General features: G+C 65.1%; 14 protein-coding genes and 1 pseudogene. All 15 read left to right on the top strand.

Annotation, left to right across the window (positions count from 1 at the left end):
• The first annotated feature begins 67 nt into the window (after positions 1-67).
• Positions 68-1,678, top strand: a complete 1,611-nt coding sequence (gene groL / locus ACPJW8_RS13370) for a chaperonin GroEL (protein WP_330187518.1) — start codon at positions 68-70, stop codon at positions 1,676-1,678.
• A gap of 160 nt (positions 1,679-1,838) precedes the next feature.
• A complete protein-coding gene (locus tag ACPJW8_RS13365; protein ID WP_330187519.1) occupies positions 1,839-3,887 on the top strand; it encodes an acyltransferase family protein in 2,049 nt (682 codons plus the stop codon).
• Between the two features lie 78 nt (positions 3,888-3,965).
• Positions 3,966-5,489 carry an ATP-dependent DNA ligase gene (locus ACPJW8_RS13360; RefSeq protein WP_330187520.1) on the top strand — a complete coding sequence of 508 codons (1,524 nt, stop codon included), beginning with the start codon at positions 3,966-3,968 and terminating at the stop codon, positions 5,487-5,489.
• Between the two features lie 137 nt (positions 5,490-5,626).
• Positions 5,627-7,309, top strand: coding sequence for a LuxR C-terminal-related transcriptional regulator (locus ACPJW8_RS13355; RefSeq protein ID WP_330187521.1), 1,683 nt, complete (start codon positions 5,627-5,629; stop codon positions 7,307-7,309).
• 187 nt (positions 7,310-7,496) lie between these two features.
• Positions 7,497-8,603: a flavin-containing monooxygenase gene (locus ACPJW8_RS13350; RefSeq protein WP_330187522.1), complete on the top strand. Its 1,107-nt coding sequence runs from the start codon at positions 7,497-7,499 to the stop codon at positions 8,601-8,603.
• Between the two features lie 89 nt (positions 8,604-8,692).
• Positions 8,693-10,738: an acyltransferase family protein gene (locus ACPJW8_RS13345; protein WP_330187523.1), complete on the top strand. Its 2,046-nt coding sequence runs from the start codon at positions 8,693-8,695 to the stop codon at positions 10,736-10,738.
• A 195-nt stretch (positions 10,739-10,933) separates the two neighbouring features.
• A complete protein-coding gene (guaB, locus tag ACPJW8_RS13340) occupies positions 10,934-12,445 on the top strand; it encodes an IMP dehydrogenase (protein WP_330187524.1) in 1,512 nt (503 codons plus the stop codon).
• 5 nt (positions 12,446-12,450) lie between these two features.
• A pseudogene (locus ACPJW8_RS13335) lies at positions 12,451-14,338 on the top strand (ABC transporter ATP-binding protein).
• 45 nt (positions 14,339-14,383) lie between these two features.
• Positions 14,384-15,520, top strand: a complete 1,137-nt coding sequence (locus tag ACPJW8_RS13330) for a GuaB3 family IMP dehydrogenase-related protein (RefSeq protein WP_330187525.1) — start codon at positions 14,384-14,386, stop codon at positions 15,518-15,520.
• Between the two features lie 71 nt (positions 15,521-15,591).
• A complete protein-coding gene (locus tag ACPJW8_RS13325; RefSeq protein WP_330187526.1) occupies positions 15,592-17,331 on the top strand; it encodes a glycerol-3-phosphate dehydrogenase/oxidase in 1,740 nt (579 codons plus the stop codon).
• A 42-nt stretch (positions 17,332-17,373) separates the two neighbouring features.
• Positions 17,374-17,862 (top strand): PTS sugar transporter subunit IIA, encoded by a 489-nt coding sequence (locus ACPJW8_RS13320; protein WP_330187527.1) that lies wholly within the window; start codon positions 17,374-17,376, stop codon positions 17,860-17,862.
• A 49-nt stretch (positions 17,863-17,911) separates the two neighbouring features.
• Positions 17,912-18,730, top strand: a complete 819-nt coding sequence (locus tag ACPJW8_RS13315; RefSeq protein WP_330187528.1) for an SURF1 family protein — start codon at positions 17,912-17,914, stop codon at positions 18,728-18,730.
• Entirely contained in the window at positions 18,727-19,251 is a 525-nt protein-coding gene (locus ACPJW8_RS13310; RefSeq protein ID WP_330187529.1) for a DUF3817 domain-containing protein, read from the top strand. The genes ACPJW8_RS13315 and ACPJW8_RS13310 overlap by 4 nt, the downstream gene beginning before the upstream one ends.
• A 105-nt stretch (positions 19,252-19,356) precedes the next feature.
• Entirely contained in the window at positions 19,357-20,946 is a 1,590-nt protein-coding gene (gene guaA / locus ACPJW8_RS13305) for a glutamine-hydrolyzing GMP synthase (RefSeq protein ID WP_330187530.1), read from the top strand.
• 117 nt (positions 20,947-21,063) lie between these two features.
• Positions 21,064-25,548 carry an AAA family ATPase gene (locus tag ACPJW8_RS13300; RefSeq protein ID WP_330187531.1) on the top strand — a complete coding sequence of 1,495 codons (4,485 nt, stop codon included), beginning with the start codon at positions 21,064-21,066 and terminating at the stop codon, positions 25,546-25,548.
• The last annotated feature ends 9 nt before the right edge of the window (positions 25,549-25,557 follow it).

Genomic DNA, 25,557 nt, shown 5'->3' with positions numbered 1-25,557 from the left:
GACCCCCGCGCTGCTGATCCCATCCGTTGATCGGCGCGCGGGGTTTCTGTCTTGAAAGGACAACACCATGGCAAAGCAGCTTGCGTTCAATGACGCTGCCCGCCGGTCTCTTGAAGCCGGCATCGATAAGCTCGCCAACACCGTCAAGGTGACGCTCGGCCCGCGCGGCCGCAACGTCGTCCTGGACAAGAAGTGGGGCGCCCCCACCATCACGAACGACGGCGTCACTATCGCCCGTGAGGTCGAGCTGGACGATCCCTACGAGAACCTTGGCGCTCAGCTGGCCAAGGAAGTAGCCACCAAAACCAACGACGTCGCCGGCGACGGCACCACCACGGCAACGGTCCTGGCCCAGGCCCTGGTCAAGGAAGGCCTGCGCAACGTTGCAGCCGGCGCAGCTCCCGGCCAGATCAAGCGCGGCATCGAGGTTTCCGTTGAAGCCGTCGCCGCCCGCCTGCTGGAGAACGCCCGTCCTGTCGAAGGCACCCAGGTTGCCAGCGTTGCCGCCATCTCCGCCCAGAGCGAGGAAATCGGCGAGCTCCTCGCCGAGGCATTCGGCAAGGTCGGCAAGGATGGTGTGATCACCATCGAGGAATCCTCCACCACCCAGACCGAACTGGTCCTCACCGAGGGCATGCAGTTCGACAAGGGCTACCTGTCCCCGTACTTCGTCACCGACGCAGAGCGCCAGGAAGCCGTCCTCGAAGACGCCCTCATCCTCATCAACCAGGGCAAGATCTCCTCGGTCCAGGAATTCCTGCCGCTGCTGGAGAAGGCGCTGCAGAGCTCCAAGCCGCTCTTCATCATCGCTGAAGACGTCGACGGCGAGGCCCTCTCCACCCTGATCGTCAACCGCATCCGTGGCACCCTGAACGTTGTTGCCGTCAAGGCTCCCGGCTTTGGTGACCGCCGCAAGGCCATGCTCCAGGACATCGCCACCCTCACCGGTGCACAGGTTGTCTCCCCGGAGCTGGGCCTGAGCCTGGACACGGTTGGCCTTGAGGTGCTGGGTACTGCCCGCCGCATCACGGTTACCAAGGACAACACCACCATTGTTGACGGCGCCGGTTCGGCGGAGGATGTTGCAGCACGCGTTGCACAGCTGCGCGCTGAAGTAACCCGCACCGACTCCGACTGGGACAAGGAAAAGCTCCAGGAGCGCCTGGCAAAGCTTGCCGGCGGCATCGGCGTCATCAAGGTTGGCGCAGCCACCGAGGTTGAGCTGAAGGAAAAGAAGCACCGCATCGAAGATGCAGTGTCCTCCACCCGCGCTGCCCTCGAAGAAGGCATCGTGGCCGGTGGCGGTACCGCCCTGATCCACGCCCTCAAGGCACTGGATGAGGATTCCGCCGTCAAGGCCCTGGAAGGCGACGCCGCAGCAGCCGTGGGCATCGTCCGCCGTGCACTTGTCCAGCCGCTGCGCTGGATCGCACAGAACGCCGGTTTCGATGGCTACGTTGTCACCGCCAAGGTGGCCGAGCTGGAAACCAACAACGGCTTCAACGCCAAGTCGGGCGAGTACGAGGACCTGATCAGCGCCGGTGTCATCGACCCCGTCAAGGTCACCCGTGCCGCTCTCCGCAACGCTGCCTCCATCGCAGCCCTGGTTCTCACCACCGAGACCCTGGTTGTTGAAAAGGCTGCTGAAGAGGACGAGCACGCAGGCCACAGCCACTAGCGTGTAGCCGTGCGGGCGGAAGCCCGTCGACATATGGCTTTGGTCGCCCGTGGGCGTGCCTCTGCCACCGTCGTTGCAAGGACCGGTCCGGCTTCTGCCGGGCCGGTCCTTTGCTGTCTGGGCTAGGATTGATGCTTTGCCCACAGGTGGAGGAGCATCCATGTCCGCAGCGAGCAATGTGCCGCTTTCCCTTGTGGGACCCAAAAATCCGGACCGGCAGCGGAAATCGGCCTTCCGTCCAGAGATCCAGGGGTTGCGTTCGCTGGCCGTGCTGATGGTGGTCACGTATCACGTGTGGTTTGGCCGCGTTTCGGGAGGCGTGGATGTTTTCCTGTTGATTTCGGCGTTCCTGATGACACTTCAGTTCACCGGCCGGTACCAGCGCGGGGAACCTTCGGGGCTCGTGAGGCACTGGCTTCATCTGTTCCGCAGGCTCCTTCCAGCTGCGGTGGTGGTGATTCTTTCAACGCTGGTGGCATCGGCGCTCCTGCTGCCGCGCACCCGTTGGCTGGACGTTATCGATCACAGCTGGGCGGCTCTCTTTTACTTCGAGAATTGGCTGCTGCAGCAGCAGGCGGCCGACTACTACGCCAATGACCACAGCCTGGCCAGCCCGCTGCAGCACTTCTGGTCTCTCTCCATCCAGGGCCAGGTCTTTATTCTGTGGCCTGTCATCTTCCTTGTAGCTGCCGTCATCGCACGTCGGGCCGGGATTTCCTACCGGCCTCTTTTGGCCTACATCTTTTTCGGTATCTTCCTGGTGTCGCTGGCCTACTCGATCGTCTTTACGGCCAACAACCAGGGATTGGCCTATTTCGACACCGGAGCCCGGCTTTGGGAGTTCGCTTTGGGAACGCTCGTCGCCTTGGTTCTGCCCGGTTTGCGCGCGGGCAGGACAGCGCGGATTGTCATGGGTTGGATCGGGGTGGTGGCAATGCTGTCCTGCGGTTTTGTCATCGACGTCCAAGGCGCTTTTCCGGGCCTCGCCGCATTGTGGCCTACCGTTGCCGCTTCCCTGGTGATCATGGCCGGGCAGACTCAGAGCAGGCTCGGCGTGGACCGGATACTGTCGGCTGCGCCGCTGGTCAGGCTGGGAGGCAACTCCTACGCCCTTTACCTGTGGCATTGGCCGGTATTGGTGATCGCCCTGGCCTGGTCCGGCAAGGAACACGCGGGCTGGCTGTCCGGGACCATCATCATCCTGACGTCCCTGGGCCTGGCGTTCCTCACCACCTGGTTGGTCGAGAAGCCTTGGCGTGAATGGAGGTGGCCGGAAGTCAACAGGCGCAGGGCCTCCCTGGCAGTCATGCTTGTTGTGGCAGTAGCGGCAACGCCCCTGGTTGTCTGGCAGCAAATGATTGTGCAGTCCAATTCGAAAATCGCCGTGGGACAGGACCCGATGTACCCGGGAGCACTGTCCCTTGACCAGGATTACGTTCCCACAACATCCGGAACGCTGCCTCCGGCCCCGGGACTGGAGGCAATTGACCTGGACTGGCCCGTCTTTCCCGAAGGTTGCGGTGCAACAGGACCGGGCGAGAACATTTGCAGCAACGGCATCGAAGACGGCGCTAAAAACATCGTGGTCGTGGGCAATTCGCACGCCCACGTGTTGAACACCCCGCTGCTGCTCATGGCCGAAAAGTATCACTGGGGACTTACCTCCATCACCAAGGGCGGATGCCCGATGACCTCAACCCAGAGTGAGGGCGTCGATGACGAGTGCCTGGAGTTTAACGGCAAGGTCCTGGACCAGGTGCTGTCGATGAAACCCGACCTGGTGATTTCCACCAGCACCCGAACAGCCTTCGGTGTGACGGCGCCGGAACATCTGGATGATGGCTGGGTTGCGAATGCCAAGGTTTTGACAGAGGCAGGCATCCCGGTTCTCGGCGTGAGGGCACCCCCTCGAATGGCCGCTCCGGTTCCTGCCTGCCTGGAAGGAAACCCTGGTGACCCATCATCCTGTGGCTCCAGCGCCGCGGAGAGCTTCAGCCCTGTGGCGCCCACCGACACCCTGGCCGAGGACCTCCCCGGAGTCACGTTCGTGGACTTCACGCCCTATTTCTGCCCGGATGGTATCTGCCCGGCCATCATTGGCAACGTCATCGTCTACAAGGACGATAATCACGTGACCCGCTCCTACATGACCACGCTCGCCCCTATTTTTGAGCGTGAACTCCTGGCCGCCACCGGATGGAGTCTCTGACGAATAATCCGGAAGGGGCTGGAGCGCCGGCCTGACGTCGTCTTTACCGTGCGTCGCTGACTCATGCAGACTGAGGCCATGCTGCTCGAAGAGCTTGTCAGAACGTCCCAGGCCGTCGCTTCCACACGCTCCAGGCTCGCCAAGGTGAGTGCGCTCGCGGATCTCCTGCGCCGGATCGAACCGGAGGAGATCACCACTACGGTCGGCCTGCTGATGGCCAGGCCACGCCAGGGCAGGGTCGGCGTCGGGTGGCGGGGCATGTCAGCGGCGATGGGGGAGCCGGCCGGGCAGCCCAGCCTGACCGTCGCCGATCTTGATGCGGCGCTGGACAAGCTCCTCGTCACTGCAGGCGTCGGGTCGACGGCGGATCGCGCGGCCACCCTTCGGACCCTCACCGCGGCTGCTACGGAAGCGGAACAGCAGTTCATCGCCGGTGTTTTGCTGGGGGAATTGCGCACCGGTGCCCTCGAGGGTGTCCTGACGGACGCAGTGGCCCGGGCTGCCGGCCGCCCTGTCGACGCCGTGCGCCGCGCGGCGATGCTCTCGGGGGACCTCGGTGGCACTGCCTTGCTGGCGCTGACCGGTACGGCGGCCGAACTCGATGCGGTGGGTCTCGTCGTCGGCCGTCCTGTGCAGCCCATGCTCGCCGCAACGGCGTCCAGCACCCGCGAGGCACTGGAGACCACGGGCGAGGCATCCGTGGAATACAAGCTCGACGGCGCCCGCATCCAGGTGCATCGCACCGGCGGGGAAGTACGCATCTTCACCCGCAATCTTGCCGACGTAACGCACCGGCTCCCTGAGGTGGTGGACGTGGCGCGGAGGCTGCCGGTGCGTGATGTGATTCTCGACGGCGAGACACTCGCCTTGGATGAAGAGGGCGGCCCACGGCCGTTCCAGGAAACCATGTCCCGGTTCGGGGCAGACGCTGTGCGCACCACAGTGCTGCATCCGTGGTTCTTCGATGTCCTCCACCTTGATGGCCGGGACTTGCTGGATGAGCCGTTGTCCACCCGGATCAGCCTGCTCGAGGGCATCGCGCCGGGTTACCGCATTCCGGGTGAGATCACGGGGGACGTCGCTGTCGCGGAGCAGGTGTCGCGGGATGCCTTGGCCGCCGGGCATGAGGGTGTGGTGGTCAAGTCTGTGGGTTCAACCTACGCCGCCGGACGGAGGGGTTCGAACTGGATCAAGGTCAAACCGGTGCTCACCTTCGACCTGGTGGTGCTTGCCTGTGAATGGGGTTCGGGACGGCGGACCGGGCTGTTGTCCAACCTTCATCTTGGCGCGTTGGATCCGACCGGGGAGTTTGGTGAACCCGGCGGCTACGTGATGGTGGGCAAGACCTTCAAGGGCCTTACCGACGAGCTGCTGCGTTGGCAGACTGAACGGTTCCAGGAAATCGAGGTGCGCCGCACGGCCGGAACGGTGTGGGTGGAGCCCATCACCGTTGTGGAGGTAGCCATCGACGGAGTGCAGAAATCTCCCCGGTATCCTGGCGGGATCGCGCTCCGGTTCGCCCGGGTCAAGGCCTATCGCGCGGACAAAACCGCCGCTGAGGCGGACACCATCCAGTCACTGCTCACGTTGCTGCGCCCCTGAGTTCCGGTAAGCCTGCGCCGGCAGTTGTCCACGGTGCACCGCCGGCGTACCGTGGCGATTAGGCCGCCCGGCCCGCACGCACAGCACGGCGTGGGGCCTGGCTGATGGCCTGGCTGGCGGTACCCAAGGGAGGCCTGATGTCGGCGGAGACGGACATTGACCAGGGCCGGGCAGCGTTCCGGGACCAACGCTGGACGGATGCTTTCCGGACACTGCGCACTGCCGACCAGCGGGGCGGACTTCCGGCCGCTGATCTTGAACGACTGGCGACGGCGGAGATCCTGACAGGGAACCGCCCCACGGGCATGGACACCCTGGTCCGGGCCCACGAGGAGTACCTGGTGGTGGGTGACGTCATCGGCGCCGCCCGCTGTGCCGCCTGGCTGGCGATGCACCTGGGAAACGCCGGCGAACCCGCGCGGGCGGGAGGCTGGCTTGCCCGCGGACAGCGTCTGGCAGCGGAACTCACCGAACCGGATCCTGTACAGGGGCTGATGCTTTTGCCGGTTGCGTTGGGCGCACTGCACGGCGGTGATCCGGAAGCCGCCGTCGCGCTTTTCTCACAGGTTGCCGCCTTCGGCCAGAAGTTCCAGGACAAGGACCTCTCTGCCCTCGCCCTGCTGGGTTCGGGGCAGGCGGCGCTGGCGCTTGGCCGGGCCGAGGAAGGCCTTCGGATGTTTGACGAGGCCATGGTGGCAGTCACGGCGGGGGAGCTCTCTGCTGTACCGTCAGGAATTATCTACTGCGCGGTTATCGGCAATTGCCAGCTGACGTTCGATTTCCAGCGTGCCCTTGAGTGGACGGCGGAACTGGACCGCTGGTGCAATGCCCGCCCGGGGACTGTGGCGTTCAGTGGCCAGTGCCAGGCACACCGGGCTGAACTGTTCCGGCTCCACGGAGCCTGGGATGAGGCGCTGGCAGCAGCCGCAGTTGCACAGCAACGTGCCCATGACGGCGATCCCTGGGCGCTCTATGGCGGCTACTACCAGGAGGGGGAAGTGCATCGCCTCCGTGGCAACCTTGACCAGGCCGAGGCCTCCTACAAGCAGGCTGCCCGGAGTGGTCGGGAACCGCAGCCGGGCCTCGCGCTTGTCGCCATGGCGCGGGGAAATGCCCGGGAGGCGCAAACGATGATCCTGCGGGCCGCGGGCCAGGCGAATGTGGCCGGACGGCGCAGCCTGCTGCCGGCATTGGTGGAAATCGGGCTGGCTGCGGGAGACGTGTCCGAGGCACGGAAGGGTACCGATGAGCTGCTGAGCTTCGCCAGAGAGTGCCCCCGGCCCATGGTGCGGGCTGTGGCGGCACAGGCCGACGGCTGGGTGCGGCTGCACGAAGGCGATCATGCCGGGGCGGCCCAGGCTTTGCGCCAGGCCTGGCAAGGGTGGCTTGAACTCGGCGTGCCCTATGAGGCCGCCCGTTGCCGGGTACTGATCGGGCTTGCCTGCCGCGGCGCCGGCGACGAAATATCGGCACGAATGGAATGTGAGGCGGCCCAGGCTGAACTCCTTGATTTGGGTGCCACCGCGGCCGCCGCCTGGGCCGCCACCCTCATGCAGGCCGGGCCCGGGACCAAAACAGGGGCCAGCACAGGACCCAATATCGGGCCCAACACAGGACCCAACGCAGGGCCCCTGACACGCCGGGAGGTGGAAGTCCTTCGCCTGGTGGCCTCCGGCCGGGGCAACCGCAGCATTGCGGCCGAGCTGTATCTGAGCGAAAAAACCGTTGCCCGGCACGTCAGCAACATCTTCATGAAACTGGGCCTTTCAAACCGGGCGGCCGCCACGCGCTACGCCTTCGAACACGGGCTCGCAGGTTGAAGCCGGCCTGCATAAGACGTGCGCAATACAACCCAACTGCACCGGTATGAGGCGGCATAAATACATAATTCTCCCGATCCGCTGCCATGGCAGGAACCGTAGCCTGACTCCATAACCACCCGCGGGGGAACCATCCCTGACCACCTCATTGCCAGCAACCTTCATCGACATCAAACGGAGAACAGCCATGAACAGCAACGGCGCCACCGGCACGCTGGATACCCTCATCGTCGGCGGCGGACAGGCGGGCCTTGCCCTCGGTCGCCTTCTGCGTGGGCAGGGGAGGACCTTCCTGATAGTGGATGCCTTTCCCCGGGTCGGAGACGCCTGGCGGCAGCGGTGGGATTCGTTGCGCGTCTTTACCCCTGCGAAGTACGACGGCCTTCCGGGCCTCCCGTTCCCCGCAGACGCACTGTCCTTCCCCACCAAGGATGACGTTGCGGCCTATCTCGAGGACTACGCCAGGACGTTCGAACTTCCCATCCACAACGGGGTCCGGATCGAGCATCTTCGCCGGGAAGGGGACCGCTTCATAGCCTCTGCCGACGGCCTCCGCTGGGAAGCCCGCAACGTTGTGGTGGCCACCGGCTGCAGCCAGGCCCCCAACCTGCCGGAGTTTGCAGCGGAGCTGGATCCGTCCATCGTCCAGCTGCACTCCAGCCAGTACCGGAATCTCCAGCAGCTGCAGGACGGGCCGGTGCTTGTGGTTGGCCGGGGGAATTCCGGGGCTGAAATCGGCCTCGAAGCCAGCCGTGCGCATCCCACCTTCGTCGCGGGCAGGCCCGGCGCGGAGATTCCGGTGAAACACGGTCCGACGGCGGCACGGTACTTCCTGCCGTTGGTGCGGTTCGCGGGGATGCATATCCTGACGCTGAGCACGCCGGTGGGCAAGAAAGTGGCGCCGTCCTTCAAGGCGAATGCCGCACCGCTGATCAGGACGAAGTCCAAGGACCTGGAAGATGTGGGCGTCAAGCTGGTACCGCGGATTACGGGCGTGGAGAACGGCTGTCCCGTGGCGGCGGACGGCACCCGGCTGGAGGTTGCCAACGTCATCTGGTGCACGGGCTTCCGCGATGACTTCAGCTGGATTGACGCCGGTATGCTCGACGGCGGCGGGTTGCCCAGGCAATGGCGGGGAGTGGCGTTGGACACACCCGGGCTGTTCTTCCTTGGCCAGGAATTCCTCTACGCGGCGACGTCGGCAACCTTGCCCGGAGTGAGCCGCGATGCCCGCTATCTCGCGGGAAAACTCCCCGCGCCGGTCCACCGCGAGGCGGCGTCCGCAACCACCTGACCGGTGCCGTGAAGGCCCGGCGCTGATTGGCCATCGGACAGGCACCTCCGTAGGGTTAATGCTTTGATTGCCCGCTGCGAGAGGTTTTTGTGTCTTTTCCGAGAACTGCAGACGCCGGCAAACCCCGCAAATCCACGTTCCGCCCTGAGGTTCAGGGGCTCCGGGCGCTCGCCGTCCTGATGGTCATGACGTACCACGTGTGGCTGGGGCGCGTGTCCGGGGGTGTGGACATTTTCCTCCTGATTTCAGCCTTCCTGCTCACGCTGTCCTTCGTTCGGAAAGTTGAGTCGGGCCGGCCGATCGATCTGGTGACGCACTGGCTGCACCTGTTCAAGCGGTTGCTGCCGGCCGCCGTCGTAGTCATCCTGGGTGTGCTGGCGGGCACGTGGCTGATCCTGCCGGAGGGTCGCTGGCGCGGGATCCTTGACCAGGCCTGGGCGTCCCTTCTGTACAGCCAGAACTGGCTGCTGGCTGACACGGCCGTGGACTACTACGCGCAGGAGCACGCCGGCGCCAGTCCGTTGCAGCACTTCTGGTCGTTGTCCATCCAGGGCCAGGTGTTTATTTTGTGGCCGCTGATTTTTGCCGGATCTGCACTGCTTCTTCCGCTGCTGAAGCGGCAGGTTGCCGGGATCAGCTACCGCGGCTTGCTCGCGGTCGTCTTCGGTGCGGTGTTCGCCTTTTCCCTTGCCTATTCGGTGGAGCAGACCGGCAGCAACCAGGCGTACGCCTACTTTGATACCCGGACCCGGCTGTGGGAATTCGCGCTTGGATCGTTGCTCGCGTTGGCCTTGCCGTACTTGAAGCCTGGCAAAGCCCTGCGGCTGGTGCTGGGCTGGGCCGGCCTGGTGGCCATGGTGTCCTGCGGGCTGGTGCTGGTGGTGGACCGTTCGTTCCCGGGTTACATAGCCCTTTGGCCCACGCTGGCCGCTGCGGCCATCATCGTGGCGGGGCAGAGCGGAAGCCGGTTCGGGGTGGACCGGTTCCTGTCGTCGAAGCCGCTGGTGGCGCTCGGGGATAACTCGTACGCGCTGTACCTGTGGCACTGGCCGGTTCTGGTCCTCGCGCTGGCGGCCACCGGCGTCGAGTTCCCCAACCTGGTCCAGGGCCTGGCCATTGTGGGTGCCGCCACGGTGCTTGCGGTCCTGACCACCCGGTTCGTGGAGAAACCGCTCCGGGACTGGCACTGGCCCAAGCTGAAGGCCTGGCGCACCGCCGTCATCATTGCCGCCTGCGGTGCGCTGCTGGCCGGTCCGGCAGCGATCTGGCAGACCACGCTCACGGCTGACGAAGCCGCCACGGCCGCGCAGCCGGCCGAGCTGACTCCCGGCGCCGCGCAGCTCAGCCCGGAAAAGGCAGGCACGCCTGTTCCGCCCGCAAAGGTGATTCCGGCACCGGCTGCCCTCGCAGAGGACTGGGCTGGAATCCACCAGCCGTGCGTGGATGCGAACGCTACCGAAGATCCCATCCTGGAGGGCTGCCGCCAGCAGCTTCCGGACGGCCCCGTTACCAAACGGATCGTCGTGCTGGGGGATTCGCACGCCCAGCAGTACCTGGCGGCCCTGGCACCGATTGCTGCGCAGCGGGGCTGGGAGCTGGTGACCCTGCTGATGCCGGCGTGCCGCTTCGGAGCGGAGTCGCCCGAGCGCAACGACGAGTGCAATGCCTATAACAACGCCAGCGCCGCCTACGTCCTGGAGCATCAGCCCGATGCCGTCTTTACCGTGGCTTCATTGACCCACGAGGAAGCGCCCTACGAGACGGAGGTTCCGGGGTACCTGGAGGGAATCCAGCCGTTCGCAGACGCCGGAATCGAGATCGTGGGCATCCGGGACAACCCGAGGTTTACCACCGACGTGGCCGAGTGTGCCCAGCAGAATGGTCCGGATGCCCCCGAATGCGGTGCACCCATCAGTGAATCCCTGGCCGACGTCTCACCTCTTGATGGCTATGCCGGCAAGGTTGATGGCCTCCACCTGATGGACCTCAGCGACTTTATCTGCGCGAACGGCGTCTGCCCGGCAGTGGTGGGCAACGTGTATGTCTACAAGGACGACAACCACCTCACCCGCACCTATGTGGAAAGCATGATCCCCATGTTTGAGCAGCGGCTCCTGGCGGCAACCGGCTGGTAAGCGTGCCATTGCTCACATGTGGGCTGCGGAATAGGGAGATGCCCTGCAAGGTTCTAATATTTACTCAACAGTTTGCACTGCCCCGGCAGTACTTCGGCCGGACCACTTCTGCACAGGCCAGACCCGTAATGACGGGCTGGTCATCGGTTGCAACCCCTACCCGTCACCCAGCAACTTAAGGTAAGAGGCGCACTCATGACCCAGCCCGAACACAACCCCTTCGGCTTTATTGGCCTGACCTATGACGACGTCCTGCTCCTTCCCGGGCACACGGACGTCATTCCGTCCGACGCCGACACCTCCTCCCGCATCTCCAAGCGGATCACCGTCCAGACCCCGCTGCTCTCCGCCGCAATGGACACCGTCACCGAGTCCCGCATGGCCATCGCCATGGCCCGCCAGGGCGGCCTGGGCGTGGTGCACCGCAACCTGTCCATCGCGGACCAGGCGGACCAGGTGGACCGGGTCAAGCGCAGCGAGTCCGGCATGATCACCAACCCGCTCACCATCCGGCCCGAGGCCACGCTGAAGGAACTGGACGATCTCTGCGCCCAGTACCGCGTATCCGGCCTGCCGGTGGTTGACACGGAAAACCGCCTCCTGGGCATCGTGACCAACCGCGACACCCGCTTTGTTCCGGAGTCCGACTTCCCGCTCCGGCTGGTCAGCGACGTTATGACCAAGATGCCGCTGGTCACCGGCCATGTGGGCATCAGCCGTGACGAGGCCTCGCACAAGCTGGCCACCAACAAGATCGAGAAGCTTCCGCTGGTTGACGAGCAGGGCCGCCTCAAGGGCCTGATCACCACCAAGGACTTCACCAAGGCCGAGCAGTACCCGCTGGCTACCAAGGATGACGAAGGCCGGCTGCGCGTTGGTGCGGCCATCGGCTTCTTCGGTGATGGCTGGGAGCGCGCCATGGCCCTGGTGGACGCCGGCGTGGATGCCTTGTTCGTTGATACCGCCAACGGCCACTCGCAGGGTGTGCTGGACATGATCGCCCGGCTGAAGGCTGAGAAGTCCGCCGCGCATGTGGACATCATTGGTGGCCAGGCAGCCACCCGTGAGGGTGCTCAGGCACTGATCGACGCCGGCGCCGACGGCATCAAGGTGGGTGTGGGCCCCGGCTCCATCTGCACCACCCGCGTGGTGGCCGGCGTGGGCGTCCCCCAGATCACCGCCATCTACGAATCCGCCAAGGCAGCAATTCCGGCGGGCGTTCCGCTGATCGCCGACGGCGGCCTGCAGTACTCGGGCGACATCGGCAAGGCGCTGGTCGCCGGTGCGGACACGGTGATGCTGGGCTCGCTGCTGGCAGGCTGCGACGAATCTCCCGGAGACCTGATCTTCGTCAACGGCAAGCAGTTCAAGTCCTACCGCGGAATGGGCTCCCTGGGCGCCATGCAGTCCCGCGGCAAGAACACCTCCTACTCCAAGGACCGCTACTTCCAGGCGGACGTTTCCGGTGATGACAAGCTGATCCCGGAGGGCATCGAGGGCCGAGTTGCCTACCGCGGGCCGCTTTCGTCGGTGGCCTACCAGCTGGTGGGCGGGCTGCGGCAGACCATGTTCTACGTGGGCTCGCCCACCATCCCGGAGCTGAAGTCCCGCGGCAAGTTCGTCCGGATCACCCCGGCCGGCCTGAAGGAATCCCACCCGCATGACATCCAGATGACTGTGGAAGCGCCCAACTACGGTTCACGCTGACCCGAATGCCTCAACCCCGCCATCCTGAAGAGCTCAACGGAAAGAAGTCCCGGCGCAAACTGGCACTGAAGCCGTATGCGCGTGCGGTGGCGCAGGTCCTGCGGGTCAGCTTCCGGGCGTCGCCGGCCGCCGTCATCATGAAGGTGGTCGGCTCGCTCATTTCGGCATTGCTGCCGCTGGTCACCACGTACTTCGCGGCGTTGACCACAACGGCCCTGGCTGCCGCCTACGCAGGCGACGCCGGGGCCGGGCAGCAGGCCATTGTCTACGTCATCGTGACGGCGGCGCTGGGCCTGTTTTGGGGCTCGTTCAGCAGCGTTGACCGCTACATCCAGCAGCTGATGAGCTTCCGGGTGGGGGCGATCGTTGGCGACATGATGTACGAACGTTTCCTGGCGCTGGAATTCTGGCGCTACGACGACAAAGACACCGTTGACCTGTATGACAGGGCCAAACGGTTCTCCGATTCCTACGCGCGCGTCCTGGACCGGATCGCGGCAATCTTTACCCAGCTCGTCTCGGTAATCCTGGCCATCGGCGCCCTGCTGCTGGTGAGCTGGTGGATTGCGGTCATTGTGCTGGTGGCCATCGTGCCCAGCGTGTACCTGCAGTTCAGGCTCTCCCGCGAGCAGATCGCGCACTGGAACACGCAGGTGGATTCGCGGCGGAAGCGGCGCATGATCGAGAACAACCTGCTCCGGCCCCAGCACATCGCGGAGATGCGGCTCTACGGCATCGTGGGCTACCTCATGGACCTGCGTTCAAGGTTGCGGGACCAGGATGAGAGACGCCGGCTGGATTTCCAGAAGAGATACATTCCAAAGCAGCTCGCGGCCGACGCCCTGCAGTACGGTGCCGAAGTGGTCTCGCTGATCTGGGTGGTGGGGCAGATTATTGCCCGGGCCCAGCCGGTGGGCCAGTTCCTGTACGTCCAGCAGATCGTCAGCCGGGCCCTGTCCACCGCCAACAACCTGGTGTCATCCCTGAGTTCCATTGACGAGGACCTGGCCAACCTCAAGGACTATGAGCTGTTCATGGACCTGCCCGTGCATTCGCACCACGCGCCGCCGCTGCAGGAAACTCCGCAGAAAGTGGAGCTGCGCGATATCCGTTTCACGTACACGGGCAGCGATACCGAGGTGATCAAGGGCATCAACCTGACCATCACCGCCGGCCAGCACATTGCGATAGTCCGGCCAGCACATTGCGATAGTGGGGGAGAACGGCGCCGGGAAGTCCACACTGATCCGCATCCTTGCAGGCCTCTACCGTCCTGACTCGGGGCAGGTAATGCTCGACGGCGTGGATCTCGCCGCCGTGGATGTCACGTCCTGGCACCGCCATCTGGCGGTCCTCAGCCAGGAGTTCCTGAAGTACGAGTTCGCTACGGCCGCTGACAACATCCGGTTTGGCGACGTCGATCCGCCGCGTGACGATGACCGGATCCGCCAGGCAGCGGCCGATGCCGAAGCGCTGGAGTTCATCAACAAGCTTCCCAACGGCCTGGACAGCCATGTAAGCAACTGGATGGAGGACCCCCGCGGCCGCAAGGGAACGGGCCTCAGCGGCGGCCAGTGGCAGCGGCTTGCCATGGCCCGCAACTTCTACCGTCGTGCCTCGTTCATGATTATGGACGAGCCCACCTCGGCCATCGACGCCCTGGCGGAGCACCGGATCTTCAGCCGCCTGTTCGCAGATCACGGCAGCACCATCATCGCGATCAGCCACCGGCTCGCCACCATCGAAAAGGCCGACGTGGTGTACATGCTCGAAGACGGCCGGATAGTGGAGCAAGGCACGCATGCCCAACTCGTGGCCCTGCGCGGCCGCTACTTCAGGATGTTCGAGTCGCAGTTGAGTGCCGATGTTGGCCCGGAACCTGGCGTCGCCTGAGCCTGCATCGCCTGGTGATTGGTCCGCCTGGGATAACCTAGAGCAGTGACTTATGAGATTGAGATCGGCCGTGGCAAGCGTGGGCGTCGTGCCTACTCCCTGGATGACATTGCGATTGTCCCCAACCGTCGTACCCGCGACCCCAAGGACGTCTCCGTCTCGTGGCAGATTGACGCCTACAAATTCGACATGCCCGTGATCGCAGCCCCCATGGATTCGGCCATGTCCCCGCAGACCGCCATCGCCCTGGGTGGCCTGGGTGGCCTCGGCGTCCTGGACCTCGAGGGCCTGTGGACCAGGTACGAGGACCCGCAGGTTGTCCTGGATGAACTGGCGGCCCTCGCTGGGGAATCCAGCAACCCTGCCGTGACCCGGAAGATGCAGGAACTCTACAACGCTCCCATCCAGCCTGAACTCATCACGTCCCGCCTCGCGGAGATCCGCGCTGCCGGAGTCACTGTCGCCGGATCCCTGACCCCCCAGCGCACCCAGGAGCACTACAAGACGGTACTGGCTGCCGGCGTCGATATCTTCGTCATCCGCGGTACCACCGTGTCCGCCGAGCACGTGTCCAAGGACCACGAGCCGCTGAACCTCAAGCAGTTCATTTACGAGCTGGATGTTCCGGTGATTGTGGGCGGCGCGGCCGGCTACACGCCCGCCCTGCACCTCATGCGCACCGGTGCCGCCGGTGTCCTGGTGGGCTTCGGTGGCGGTGCAACCACCACCACGCGCCGGGCGCTGGGCATCCACTCGCCCATGGCGTCGGCCATTTCCGATGTCGCTGCCGCCCGCCGTGACTACATGGATGAATCCGGCGGACGCTATGTCCATGTCATTGCCGACGGCGGCATGGGCACCTCGGGGGATATCGTCAAGGCCATTGCCATGGGAGCCGACGCCGTCATGCTGGGTACCGCACTTGCCCGCGCCGAAGAGGCGCCGGGCCGGGGCTGGCACTGGGGCCAGGAGGCCCACCACCTTGAGTTGCCCCGCGGCGACAGGGTCAACGTAGGAACTGTTGGTCCGCTCGACGAGGTCCTGTTCGGGCCGGGCCACCACACCAACGGAACGTCCAACCTCATTGGTGCGCTGCGCCGCTCCATGGCAACCACCGGCTACTCGGACCTCAAGGAGTTCCAGCGCGTGGACGTGGTCGTTTCCCCGTACGCGGGCAACTAGCCACACCCTGCCGTTCGTCGGCTCTCCGAAGTAGGGTTAACAAAATCAGACCCGCGTGATGGAGGATTTCGATGACGAACGATCCGAGCAGCAACGGCAAGCTGGGACCCGAAGCCCGGGCGGCTTCCCTGGAACGGCTCAAGGCCACCACGGAGCCCGGCCAGGAACTGGACATCCTGATTGTTGGCGGCGGGATCGTTGGAGCCGGATCCGCCCTTGACGCCGTCACGCGGGGGCTCAGCGTGGGCATCGTCGAGGCCAACGACTGGGCTGCCGGTACGTCGTCACGGTCCTCCAAGCTCATCCACGGCGGGCTGCGCTACCTGGAGATGCTGGACTTTGCCCTGGTCAAGGAGGCATTGCAGGAGCGTGGCCTGCTGCTTTCCGAGCTTGCCCCGCACCTGGCCCGCCCTGTTCCGTTCCTGTACCCGCTGACCAGGCCTTTCTTCGAGCGGCCCTACGTTGGTGCCGGCATTGCCCTTTATGACGCCATGTCCATCTCCGGCGGACACAGCAGGGGAGTGCCGTTCCACAAGCACCTCAGCAGGCGGGGAACGCTTCGCGCGGCACCCAGCCTGAAGAAGGATGCCTTCGTCGGCTCCATCCGGTACTACGACGGCCAGGTGGACGACGCCAAGTACGTTGCCAACCTCATCCGTACGGCCGCCCACTACGGTGCCCACGCGGTCAACCAGATGTCCGTCGTGGACTTCCTGCGCGAGGGCGAGCGTGTGGTGGGCGCCAAGGTGGTCAACCATGAGGACGGCACCAGCTTCGACATCCGCGCCAAGCAGGTCATTAATGCCACCGGCGTGTGGACTGACGAGACCCAGGCCATGGTGACCGAGCGCGGGCAGTTGAAGGTCCGTGCCTCCAAAGGCATCCACCTGGTGGTTCCGCGCGATCGTTTCCAATCTACAGTCGGCCTGATCCTGCGCACGGAGAAGTCGGTGCTGTTCGTCATCCCCTGGGGACGGCACTGGATTATCGGTACCACCGACACCGACTGGAACCTGGATAAGGCCCACCCGGCCGCCTCCAGCAAGGACATCGACTACATCCTTGAGCACGTGAATACCGTGCTGCAGCGGCCGTTGACCCGTGAAGACGTGGAGGGTGTCTACGCAGGCCTGCGGCCCCTGCTGGCAGGGGAGAACGATTCCACCGCCAAGCTGTCCCGCGAACACGTGGTGGCACACCCGGTACCCGGCCTGGTGGTGGTGGCCGGCGGCAAGTGGACCACCTACCGCGTGATGGCCAAGGACGCAGTGGACGAGGCCACCAGGACCATGGACGAACGCGTCCCGGCCAGCTGCACGGCCACCATCCCGCTGCTGGGGGCAACTGGCTACAAGGCGGCATGGAACCGGCGCAACCGCACGGCTGAGGAGTACGGCGTCCACGTAGCGCGGGTGGAACACTTGCTCAACCGGTACGGGTCCATGGCGTATGAGGTCCTGGAGTTGATCAAGGAAGACCACTCCCTGGCCGAGCCGCTGCCCGGCGCTGACGATTACCTGCAGGCCGAAGCCGTGTACGCCGCAACCCATGAAGGCGCCCGGCACGTCAACGATGTCCTGACCCGCCGGACCCGGATTTCCATCGAAGCCTGGGACAGGGGTGTCTCTGCTGTTCCGGTGGTCGCTAAACTTATGGGAAACATTCTTGGCTGGAGTGATGCGCAGCGCGAGAACGAGATCAGGCACTACATTGCACGCGTGGAAGCCGAACGTCTGAGCCAGCAGCAGCCGGACGACGAATCTGCGGACGCGGCGCGCATGGGAGTGGAAGACATCGTCCCGCTGAAGTGACGCCGTCCGGCATGTAACAACTCCTCTTCGAAGGGACCTGCCTTGGCAGAACCACTTGACCGGTACGACGCCGAACTGACCACCCCTGGAATGGTGATCCTGGAGATGGTCGCGTCGGACAAAGCAGATGCCGCGCGCCAGCTGGCCGAGCGGCTCCATGCTGCCGGTCGGGTCACTGACCTGCCCAAATTCCTGGACCACGTCAACGCCCGGGAACACCAGCTCGCAACGGGATTGCCCGGGGGAGTGGGCCTGCCGCACGCCCGCAGCGAGTTCGTCAACCAGACGTCCATTGCCGTGGGCGTCACCAAGTACGGTCACGCCCTTGATTTCGGCGCCGCTGACGGCCCGGCCACCGTCATCCTGCTGATTGCGACGCCGGCAAGTTCCTTCTCCGAGCACCTGGAGGTCCTGGCCACACTGGCCCGGTCGCTTTCCAAGGAGTCCTTCCGCGAGTCCCTGCGCCGCGCGTACGACGCCGAGGTCATCGCCGAGCTGATCAACTCAAGCCTGGTCTTCTTTGATCACTGAGGCCTGGCCCGTTTAGTTGTTCTACAGCGGAACGAAGTACGGTTAAGGGGTGTGGAAAACAGCCCTTAAGCCGCAATGGATCGCAGGATTCGTTTTTGCGATCGTTGTCTCAGGGGTGTTCGTCCTCCTCAGCCAATGGCAGTTCGGCCGCTCCACAACGCCGGAAATCCCCGTGAACCCGGCTACCGAAGATGTCCGCCCCTTGACCGGCACCCTGGATCCGGGCAGCTTCTTCCCTGGCTCCGTGGCAGACCAGATGGTCGCGGCCACGGGGGAATACGATCCCGCCAAGCAGGTCCTGGTGGCAGAGCGCCTCAAGGACGGTGCCAAGGGCTACTGGGTGGTCGACGCCTTCAAGGTGGACGGCGCCCCCGCCCTGGAAGGTGTGGCCGCGTCGCCTGAAACCTGGATCCCCGTAGCCCGCGGCTGGGTGGCGGATCCGGAGGCTGCTCCAGCGCCGCCGTCGGGCATCATCACCTTGACCGGAAGGCTCCTTCCCTCCGAGGCGCCGCTTGCCAACGTCGATCCGCAGCCCGGCTGGGCCAGCGCCGTCTCAGCGGCTGAACTGATCAACCAGTGGAATGTCAGCAGCTACCCGGCATTCATTGCCGCAACCAGTGAAATGGCGGGCGGTGCGGATGTCTCTGCCGCCGCCGTCGAAAGTCCCCTTGAACCCCTTGAAATCGGCCCGCAGCCGCCGGGCCAGAAGGTCAACTGGCTCAACCTCTTCTACTCCCTTGAATGGGTGGTGTTTGCCGGCTTCGCACTGTTCATCTGGTGGCGGCTGGTCAGGGACGACTACAACCGGGACCGTGAAGAGGAACTGGACGAGAATTTTGAAGACCACCACAGCGAGGTAACACGATGATTGATCCCAAACCCGCCGTCCCCGCAGCCGGCTCCGGCGAATCCGCCGGCTCTGACGGCGCACCGCGTACCAAGAAGCGCCGCTTCGGCGGCACCGTTGCGCAGATCCGCTCCGCACTTACGTTCTACAAGGTGCTGGCCTACCTCACCGGGGCCATGCTGCTGCTGCTCTGCGCAGAGCTGATCGCACGCTACGGGTTCGGCAGCTACCTGTTCGCAGGCGGAACTGACGCACTGACGGGCCAGCCCTTCGGCTTCGGCTTCGCTGCGGCTGAACCGGCAGGCGTGCTGGGCGGCTTTAATGTCTCGGTAGCCGTCCTGATCGTGCACGGCTGGATGTACGTTGTGTACCTCATGGCCACCTTCCGGCTCTGGTCGCTGATGCGCTGGTCCTTTGGCAAGATGATCGTCCTGGCGCTGGGCGGCGTGGTGCCGTTCCTGTCCTTCATCGTGGAGAAGAAGTTCCACCGGGAGGTCGAAGCGGAGCTCGCGGCGAACCCGGCCGCCCCCAAGCGCTACTGATCAGGTGCGCGGCGGGCCGCCGTCCAGAGGTCCTGCAGAGTCTGCTGCATCACAGAGGGCTGCCAGAAGATGCGCCGGGGTTACGCCGCAAAGTAGGCTAGGGCGGTGACTACTCCCACTGCATCCCAGACTTCCCAGAAGCCGGTGCTGGTTGTTGACTACGGTGCCCAGTACGCGCAGCTGATTGCCCGCCGCGTGAGGGAAGCAAATGTGTATTCGGAAGTGGTTCCGCATACCTATTCCACCGAGCAGCTCCTGGCCAAGAACCCTGCCGCCATCATCCTTTCCGGTGGCCCCGCCAGCGTCTACGCCGACGGCGCCCCCAGCGTTGGAGCCGACCTCTTCGAGGCCGGCGTTCCCGTGTTTGGCATCTGCTACGGCTTCCAGGCCATGGCCAACGCCCTCGGCGGCAAGGTGGACAAGACCGGCCTGCGCGAGTACGGCTCCACCGAAACCACCATCCTCGGCGAAGGACGTTCCGTCCTTGAAGGCATGCCGCAGCACCAGAAGACCTGGATGAGCCACGGCGACTCCGTCCACGAGGCACCCGAGGGCTTCGAGGTGCTGGCCACCACCGCAGGCGCCGAGGTAGCTGCCTTCGCCAACGAAGAAAAGTGCCTCTACGGCGTGCAGTGGCACCCTGAGGTCAAGCACTCCGCCTACGGCCAGCAGGTCCTGGAGAACTTCCTGTTCAAGGGTGCCAAGCTGGAACCCAACTGGACCACCGGCAACATCCTCGACGAACAGGTCGAACGCATCCGCCAGCAGGTTGGCGACGCCAAGGTCATCTGTGGCCTCTCCGGCGGCGTTGACTCCGCTGTGGCTGCTGCCCTGGTGCAGCGCGCCGTGGGCGACCAGCTCACCTGTGTCTTCGTTGACCACGGCCTGCTGCGCGAAGGCGAAGCAGAGCAGGTGGAACGCGACTTCGTGGCGGCCACCGGCGTCAAGCTGTACGTAGCCAACGAGCAGGAACGCTTCCAGGCAGCGCTGGCCGGTGTCAGCGATCCGGAAACCAAGCGCAAGATCATTGGCCGCGAATTCATCCGCGCCTTCGAGGAAGCCGAGCGCTCCATCATCGCAGAGGCCGCGGCCCATGGCGAGAAGATCAAGTTCCTGGTCCAGGGCACCCTGTACCCGGACGTCGTCGAATCCGGCGGCGGCGAAGGTGCAGCCAACATCAAGAGCCACCACAACGTGGGCGGCCTTCCCGAGGACCTGCAGTTCGAGCTCGTTGAGCCGCTGCGCGCACTGTTCAAGGACGAGGTCCGTGCCGTTGGCGCGCAGCTTGGCCTGCCGCAGGAAATCGTCGGACGCCAGCCGTTCCCTGGCCCCGGCCTCGGAATCCGGATCGTCGGCGAGGTCACCAAGGAACGCCTTGACCTGCTGCGCAAGGCAGACGCCATCGCCCGCGCGGAACTGACAGCTGCCGGGCTGGACAACGAAGTGTGGCAGATGCCCGTTGTCCTGCTGGCAGATGTCCGCAGCGTTGGCGTGATGGGTGACGGACGTACCTACGGCCACCCGATCGTGCTCCGTCCCGTCTCCTCCGAAGACGCCATGACGGCCGACTGGTCACGGCTGCCCTATGACCTGCTGGCCCGCATCTCCAACCGCATCACCAACGAGGTGGACGGCGTGAACCGCGTGGTGCTGGACGTTACCAGCAAGCCGCCGGGAACCATCGAGTGGGAGTAAACCTGTAAGCGGCCGGCCCCGATCCGGGGCCGGCCGCTTACTTTTTTCGGTGGTGAATTCGCTCCATACAGTGTTGCGGTCTCTCACTGCCTGCAGATTCCGGCTACTCTCGAATGCATGCCGGTATGGTCCAGGGCGTCACGTGTAAGCGCAGAAAAGAAGGCAGTAGTGTCAGTTGGTCAAGGCCAAACAGAGGGTTCCGAGGAATTCCGGAAGTGGCTGTCGGGGCTTAAGCCAGTCACCGGGGCGGATACCCTTCTGCGTTTCACCAAGACCCCCGAGGGCTCGATTGACCTGACGTCCGCGCACCCGTCCGGGCTCGCCCAGCTGATGGCCGGCCGGCGGACCCGTCTCTCCACGCTGATCCGTGACCGGCAGCAGTACGTCGTCGCCGCGAGGGCTTCCCGGAACCTCCGCTCCAAGATCTTCGAACTCGGAAACGACCGCGGCATCGATGCCGGCTACTTTTCCGCGGGCACCGTGGTGTGGACCTCCGCCGTTGGCGGCAAGCCGCAGCGGGTTTCGGCGCCCGTGATGCTTGCCGGGATTTCGTTGACTGTCCGGCCGGGCGAGGACGACTACGAACTCCAGCTCACCGAACAGGCCAGCCTGAATCCGGCCCTGGTCCGGCACCTGAAGAACATCCACGGCATCGTCTTCGACGTCAACACCCTGACCCGGATGGCCTACAGCACCGCCCGTTTTGATCCGCTGCCCGTCCTGGACCGCCTTTCCACGATCGTCGCTCCCATCCACGGCGCCGAGGTCCAGCACAACCTCCTTGTCTCCACGTTCGCTGATCTTTCCGGAAACCTGGACGATCCCTGGATCAACGAACGCAACCCGTTGGTCGCCGCCCTTGCCAAGGCAGCGGCAGGTGAGGCTCCCGCCGTCGAGCCCTGTGATCCGAAGCGTTTTCCGGGTGTTGACGAACGCCACCCGGCCGAGGAACTCCTGTTGCTGGATGCGGACGCGGACCAGCAGTACGTCCTGGACGCAGCGCGGGCGGGCGAATCGCTGGTGGTCAGCACACCGCCCGGAACAGGCCAGACGCAGACCGTCATCAACACGATCGGCACCCTGGTTGACGCCGGCAAGACCGTCCTGGTGGTGGGGGACAGGCGCGCAAGCCTGAACGAGGTAACCTCGCAGCTTGAGGGCCTTGGCCTGGATTCGGCAGTACTGCAGCTGACCGGCAACGGCTCGCCCCAGCAGCTGAAAGCGCAGCTGGTCCGGGCGATCGTACGTAACGAGAAGTCCCTGCAGCCGCAGCTGGACAACCTCCACAAGACCTTGACCGAACACCGGCACGCCCTGGTGGACCACGTCTCGTCCCTGCATAACGTCCGCAAGCGCTGGGGATGCTCGCCTTACCAGGCTATGCAGTCCCTTGCGGAACTGACCTCCATCCACCCGGCACCGGCCACCACCGTGCGCCTGAAGCGAAGTGTCCTGGACAGCATCAAGGACCGGGCCGAGCTGGCCGGGCGCCTGAAGCGGGCGGCTGAGCTGGGCAGCTTCAGCCGTTCGTCCACCGCCAGCCCCTGGCACGGGGCACGGCTGCTGACCCGGAAGGAAACCGAGGAGGCGCAGGATCTGGCGCGCTCGGTTGAGAAGAACCTTCCGCTGCTGCGCGACCGGATGAAGGCCGTGGCCGGACACGCCGAAATCCGGCTGGGCACCACCTTCGCAGAGTGGGGCGAGCAGCTGGACCTGCTCATTGCAGTCCGCGAGAGCCTGGACAAATTTACTCCGGACATCTTCGACAGGCCCGTCCACGACCTCATTTCCGCGACGGCTTCCTCGGCTTGGCGCCGTGAGCGCAATATTGAGATGGCGTCCATGCAGCGTTCGCGGCTGCGCCGGGTGGCCAAGGAATACGTGCGCCCGGGCGTTCACATCGCAGACCTCCACAGTTCGCTGGTGCTGGTGCAGGACCAGCGCGCACTCTGGGCGGACTACGCAACGACCCAGCGGCATCCGGCCGTGCCGTCCGGGCTGGCTGAAATCAATGTCATGTACCGGTCCCTTGGCCGGGAGTTGGCCAGCCTTGGCGAAGCATTGAAGCACACGTCAACTGGCGGCAACCTGGGCGCCACCCCCTATGACGAACTGATGAAGCGCCTTGAGGCGCTGGTTGCGGACACCCGGTCCCTGAAGACCCTGCCGGAGCGCACGCTGCTGGTGGAGAACATGCGGGAGCACGGACTGGGGGAGCTGCTGACGGATCTTGCCGAGCGCGAAGTCCCGGTGGAGGCTGTTGCCGCTGAGCTTGACCTGGCGTGGTGGCAGTCCGTGCTCGAGGCCATGATCAGTGGTGACGACTACCTGGCCATGTCCGACGGCGATGCCCTCCGGAAGCTCGAAGCCGAATACCGGCTGGCGGACAACGCCCACATTGCCAGCGGTGCTGCCCGGCTCCGGTGGACCCTGGCCGAGCGCTGGCGTGCGGCCATTGCCGGTGAACCCAAGCAGGCGGAGCAGCTCCGTGGACTGCTCAAGGATGGCCGCGTTACTTTGGGCGCGCTCAGCGCCCTGGCGCCGGACATGGTGTCCACGCTGGTGCCGGTCTGGACAGTCAGCCCGTACCTGATGACCGGACTGTTGCCGGCCAGCCAGGGTTTTGACGCCGTAGTGGTTGTTGATGCCGAGGCCACCTCACTGCAGGCCGTCCTGCCCGCCATCGCCCGCACCAAGCAGGTGATTGCGTTCGGCGATGACCGCATCGCCAGCCCGCGCACCTTCACGGTTGGAGTTGAACGCCTGGCGGCGGGCGAGTCCGCCCACCAGCGTGTGGAAAGTGCCTTCACGGCGTTGTCCCAGGTGCTTCCCACCTGGCGCCTGCGCTTTGTGTACCGGGCCTTCGACGAGGACCTGGTCCTCCAGTTGAGCAGGAACTTCTACGACGACGGCCTGCGCCGCCTGCCTGAAGGCCAGACTGCCACGGGACTGGACCGTTCCCTCCTGGTGGAGTACCTGCCGGACGGTACCGGGCTGCCCAGCGCAGACCACGACGGCGTTGAGTCCGTCGTGGCGGAAGTCAACCGTGTGGTGGAACTCGTCTTTGAACACGCCCGGCTTCGGCCGCGGACCTCGCTGGCGGTTGTCACAGCCAGCCTGCGCCACGCTGCCCGGATCGGGGAGGCCATCAGGCTCCAGCTCCCCAACCACCCCGGACTGTCCAGTTTCTTCTCCGCGGGCAGTGAGTCGTTCCGCGTCGTGGACCTGGAACGCGCCCAGGGCATGGTCAGGGACCACGTGATCTTCTCGCCGGGATTCGGCCGGACCCCGCACGGCCGTGCCCTGCACAGCTTCGGACCACTGTCGGCAGAGGGAGGCAGGGCAAAGTTTGCGCTGGCCATGACCCGTGCCCGCCGCTCCATGCACGTGCTGAGCTGCTTCCGGCCAGAGGACCTTGACCGGACGCGCCTGAGCCACGGCGCAGTAGACCTCTTCGAATTGCTGGACCGGGAAATCGCCGGAAACTCGGACCTCGGCAGCCCGGCCTCACGGGCGGCTGCCAGCGAGCAGGCCCTGGGCGCAGACCCGCTGGTGGCCGACCTGGGCGAACGGCTCCGTGCCCGCGGCGCCAGGGTGTGGCACCAGTACGACGGCGTCCTGGACGTCGCCGCGGCAGCCGACCCCCTGAGCACCATGGGCAAGGACGACGCCGAGATTCCCCGTCCAGTGGCCATCGAGTCTGACGGCACGGAACGCTACCGGGCCATGAGTGTCCGCGAGCGGAGCCGGCTGCGGCCACAGCTCCTGGAACGGCTCGGCTGGCGCTACATGCCGCTGTGGACCATTGAGGTCTTCACCGATCCTTCCTCGTGTGCTGACCGGATTGCGGGTTATCTTGGATTGGAGAACGTCCAGGTCGCTTCGCGTCACGGGGCAACCGGGGGTTACTTTGATGACGATGTGGACCGCCTGACGCTCGAAAATGCCGCCCACATCCAGGCTGCCGGCCAATCGACCGGCCTCCGCCAGCGTCCGGGCCGCCAGCAGGCCACCGGGCACGGCCACTATGAAAAGCATGAACCAGCCCGCTCCGTCAACGAAGCTGATGAGGCAGGCCGGAAGGAAGACGCTATGACCCATGAGGCAGACAAGGCCGGCACTCCCGCCACGGGGACTCAGGCCACGGAGACTCGGTCCACGGAGCAGCGGGCCTCAGAGCCGGACGCTTCGGAGGCTGCAGGTCTGGTGCAGCAAGCCCCGGAGGCTGCAGGATCGGCACAGGCCGCGGGAACGCAGACCCCCGTACCGGAGACGCAGACCCCAGAGCCGGAGGCTTCGGAGGCCGCGCGATCGGAGCAGCAGACCCGGGAGACTTCTATAGCGGAACTTTCCGCCAGGAGCACCTCCGTTGACGGCACCCCCGCAAGCGGCGCTCCTACCGCCGCTCCCGTACGCGAGACCCCAGACACGCAGGGCCCCGCGGGTGAGAGTTCCAGCAGGGAGCTGCGGCGTGAGCCTGTCCATGCAGCCAGCGTGATCCCGAACAAGGCCGCCGAGGATGATCCCCGTCGCTGGGGCGACACCTCGGACCACGATCACGACGCCTGGCTGCGGGAGCAGAAGCCGCCGCACTGGGGCTAGGCACGGCAG

This window comes from Pseudarthrobacter sp. J47 (assembly GCF_049810315.1).
Taxonomy (GTDB): domain Bacteria; phylum Actinomycetota; class Actinomycetes; order Actinomycetales; family Micrococcaceae; genus Arthrobacter.
This window is presented reverse-complemented; position numbering and strand designations above follow the sequence as displayed.

What these genes read in the sequence shown, in the direction of transcription:
- groL (WP_330187518.1), top strand. Translation starts at nt 68, where the DNA reads ATGGCAAAGCAGCTTGCGTTCAATGACGCTGCCCGCCGGTCTCTTGAA.
- ACPJW8_RS13365 (WP_330187519.1), top strand. Translation starts at nt 1,839, where the DNA reads ATGTCCGCAGCGAGCAATGTGCCGCTTTCCCTTGTGGGACCCAAAAAT.
- ACPJW8_RS13360 (WP_330187520.1), top strand. Translation starts at nt 3,966, where the DNA reads ATGCTGCTCGAAGAGCTTGTCAGAACGTCCCAGGCCGTCGCTTCCACA.
- ACPJW8_RS13355 (WP_330187521.1), top strand. Translation starts at nt 5,627, where the DNA reads ATGTCGGCGGAGACGGACATTGACCAGGGCCGGGCAGCGTTCCGGGAC.
- ACPJW8_RS13350 (WP_330187522.1), top strand. Translation starts at nt 7,497, where the DNA reads ATGAACAGCAACGGCGCCACCGGCACGCTGGATACCCTCATCGTCGGC.
- guaB (WP_330187524.1), top strand. Translation starts at nt 10,934, where the DNA reads ATGACCCAGCCCGAACACAACCCCTTCGGCTTTATTGGCCTGACCTAT.
- ACPJW8_RS13325 (WP_330187526.1), top strand. Translation starts at nt 15,592, where the DNA reads ATGACGAACGATCCGAGCAGCAACGGCAAGCTGGGACCCGAAGCCCGG.
- ACPJW8_RS13310 (WP_330187529.1), top strand. Translation starts at nt 18,727, where the DNA reads ATGATTGATCCCAAACCCGCCGTCCCCGCAGCCGGCTCCGGCGAATCC.
- ACPJW8_RS13300 (WP_330187531.1), top strand. Translation starts at nt 21,064, where the DNA reads ATGCCGGTATGGTCCAGGGCGTCACGTGTAAGCGCAGAAAAGAAGGCA.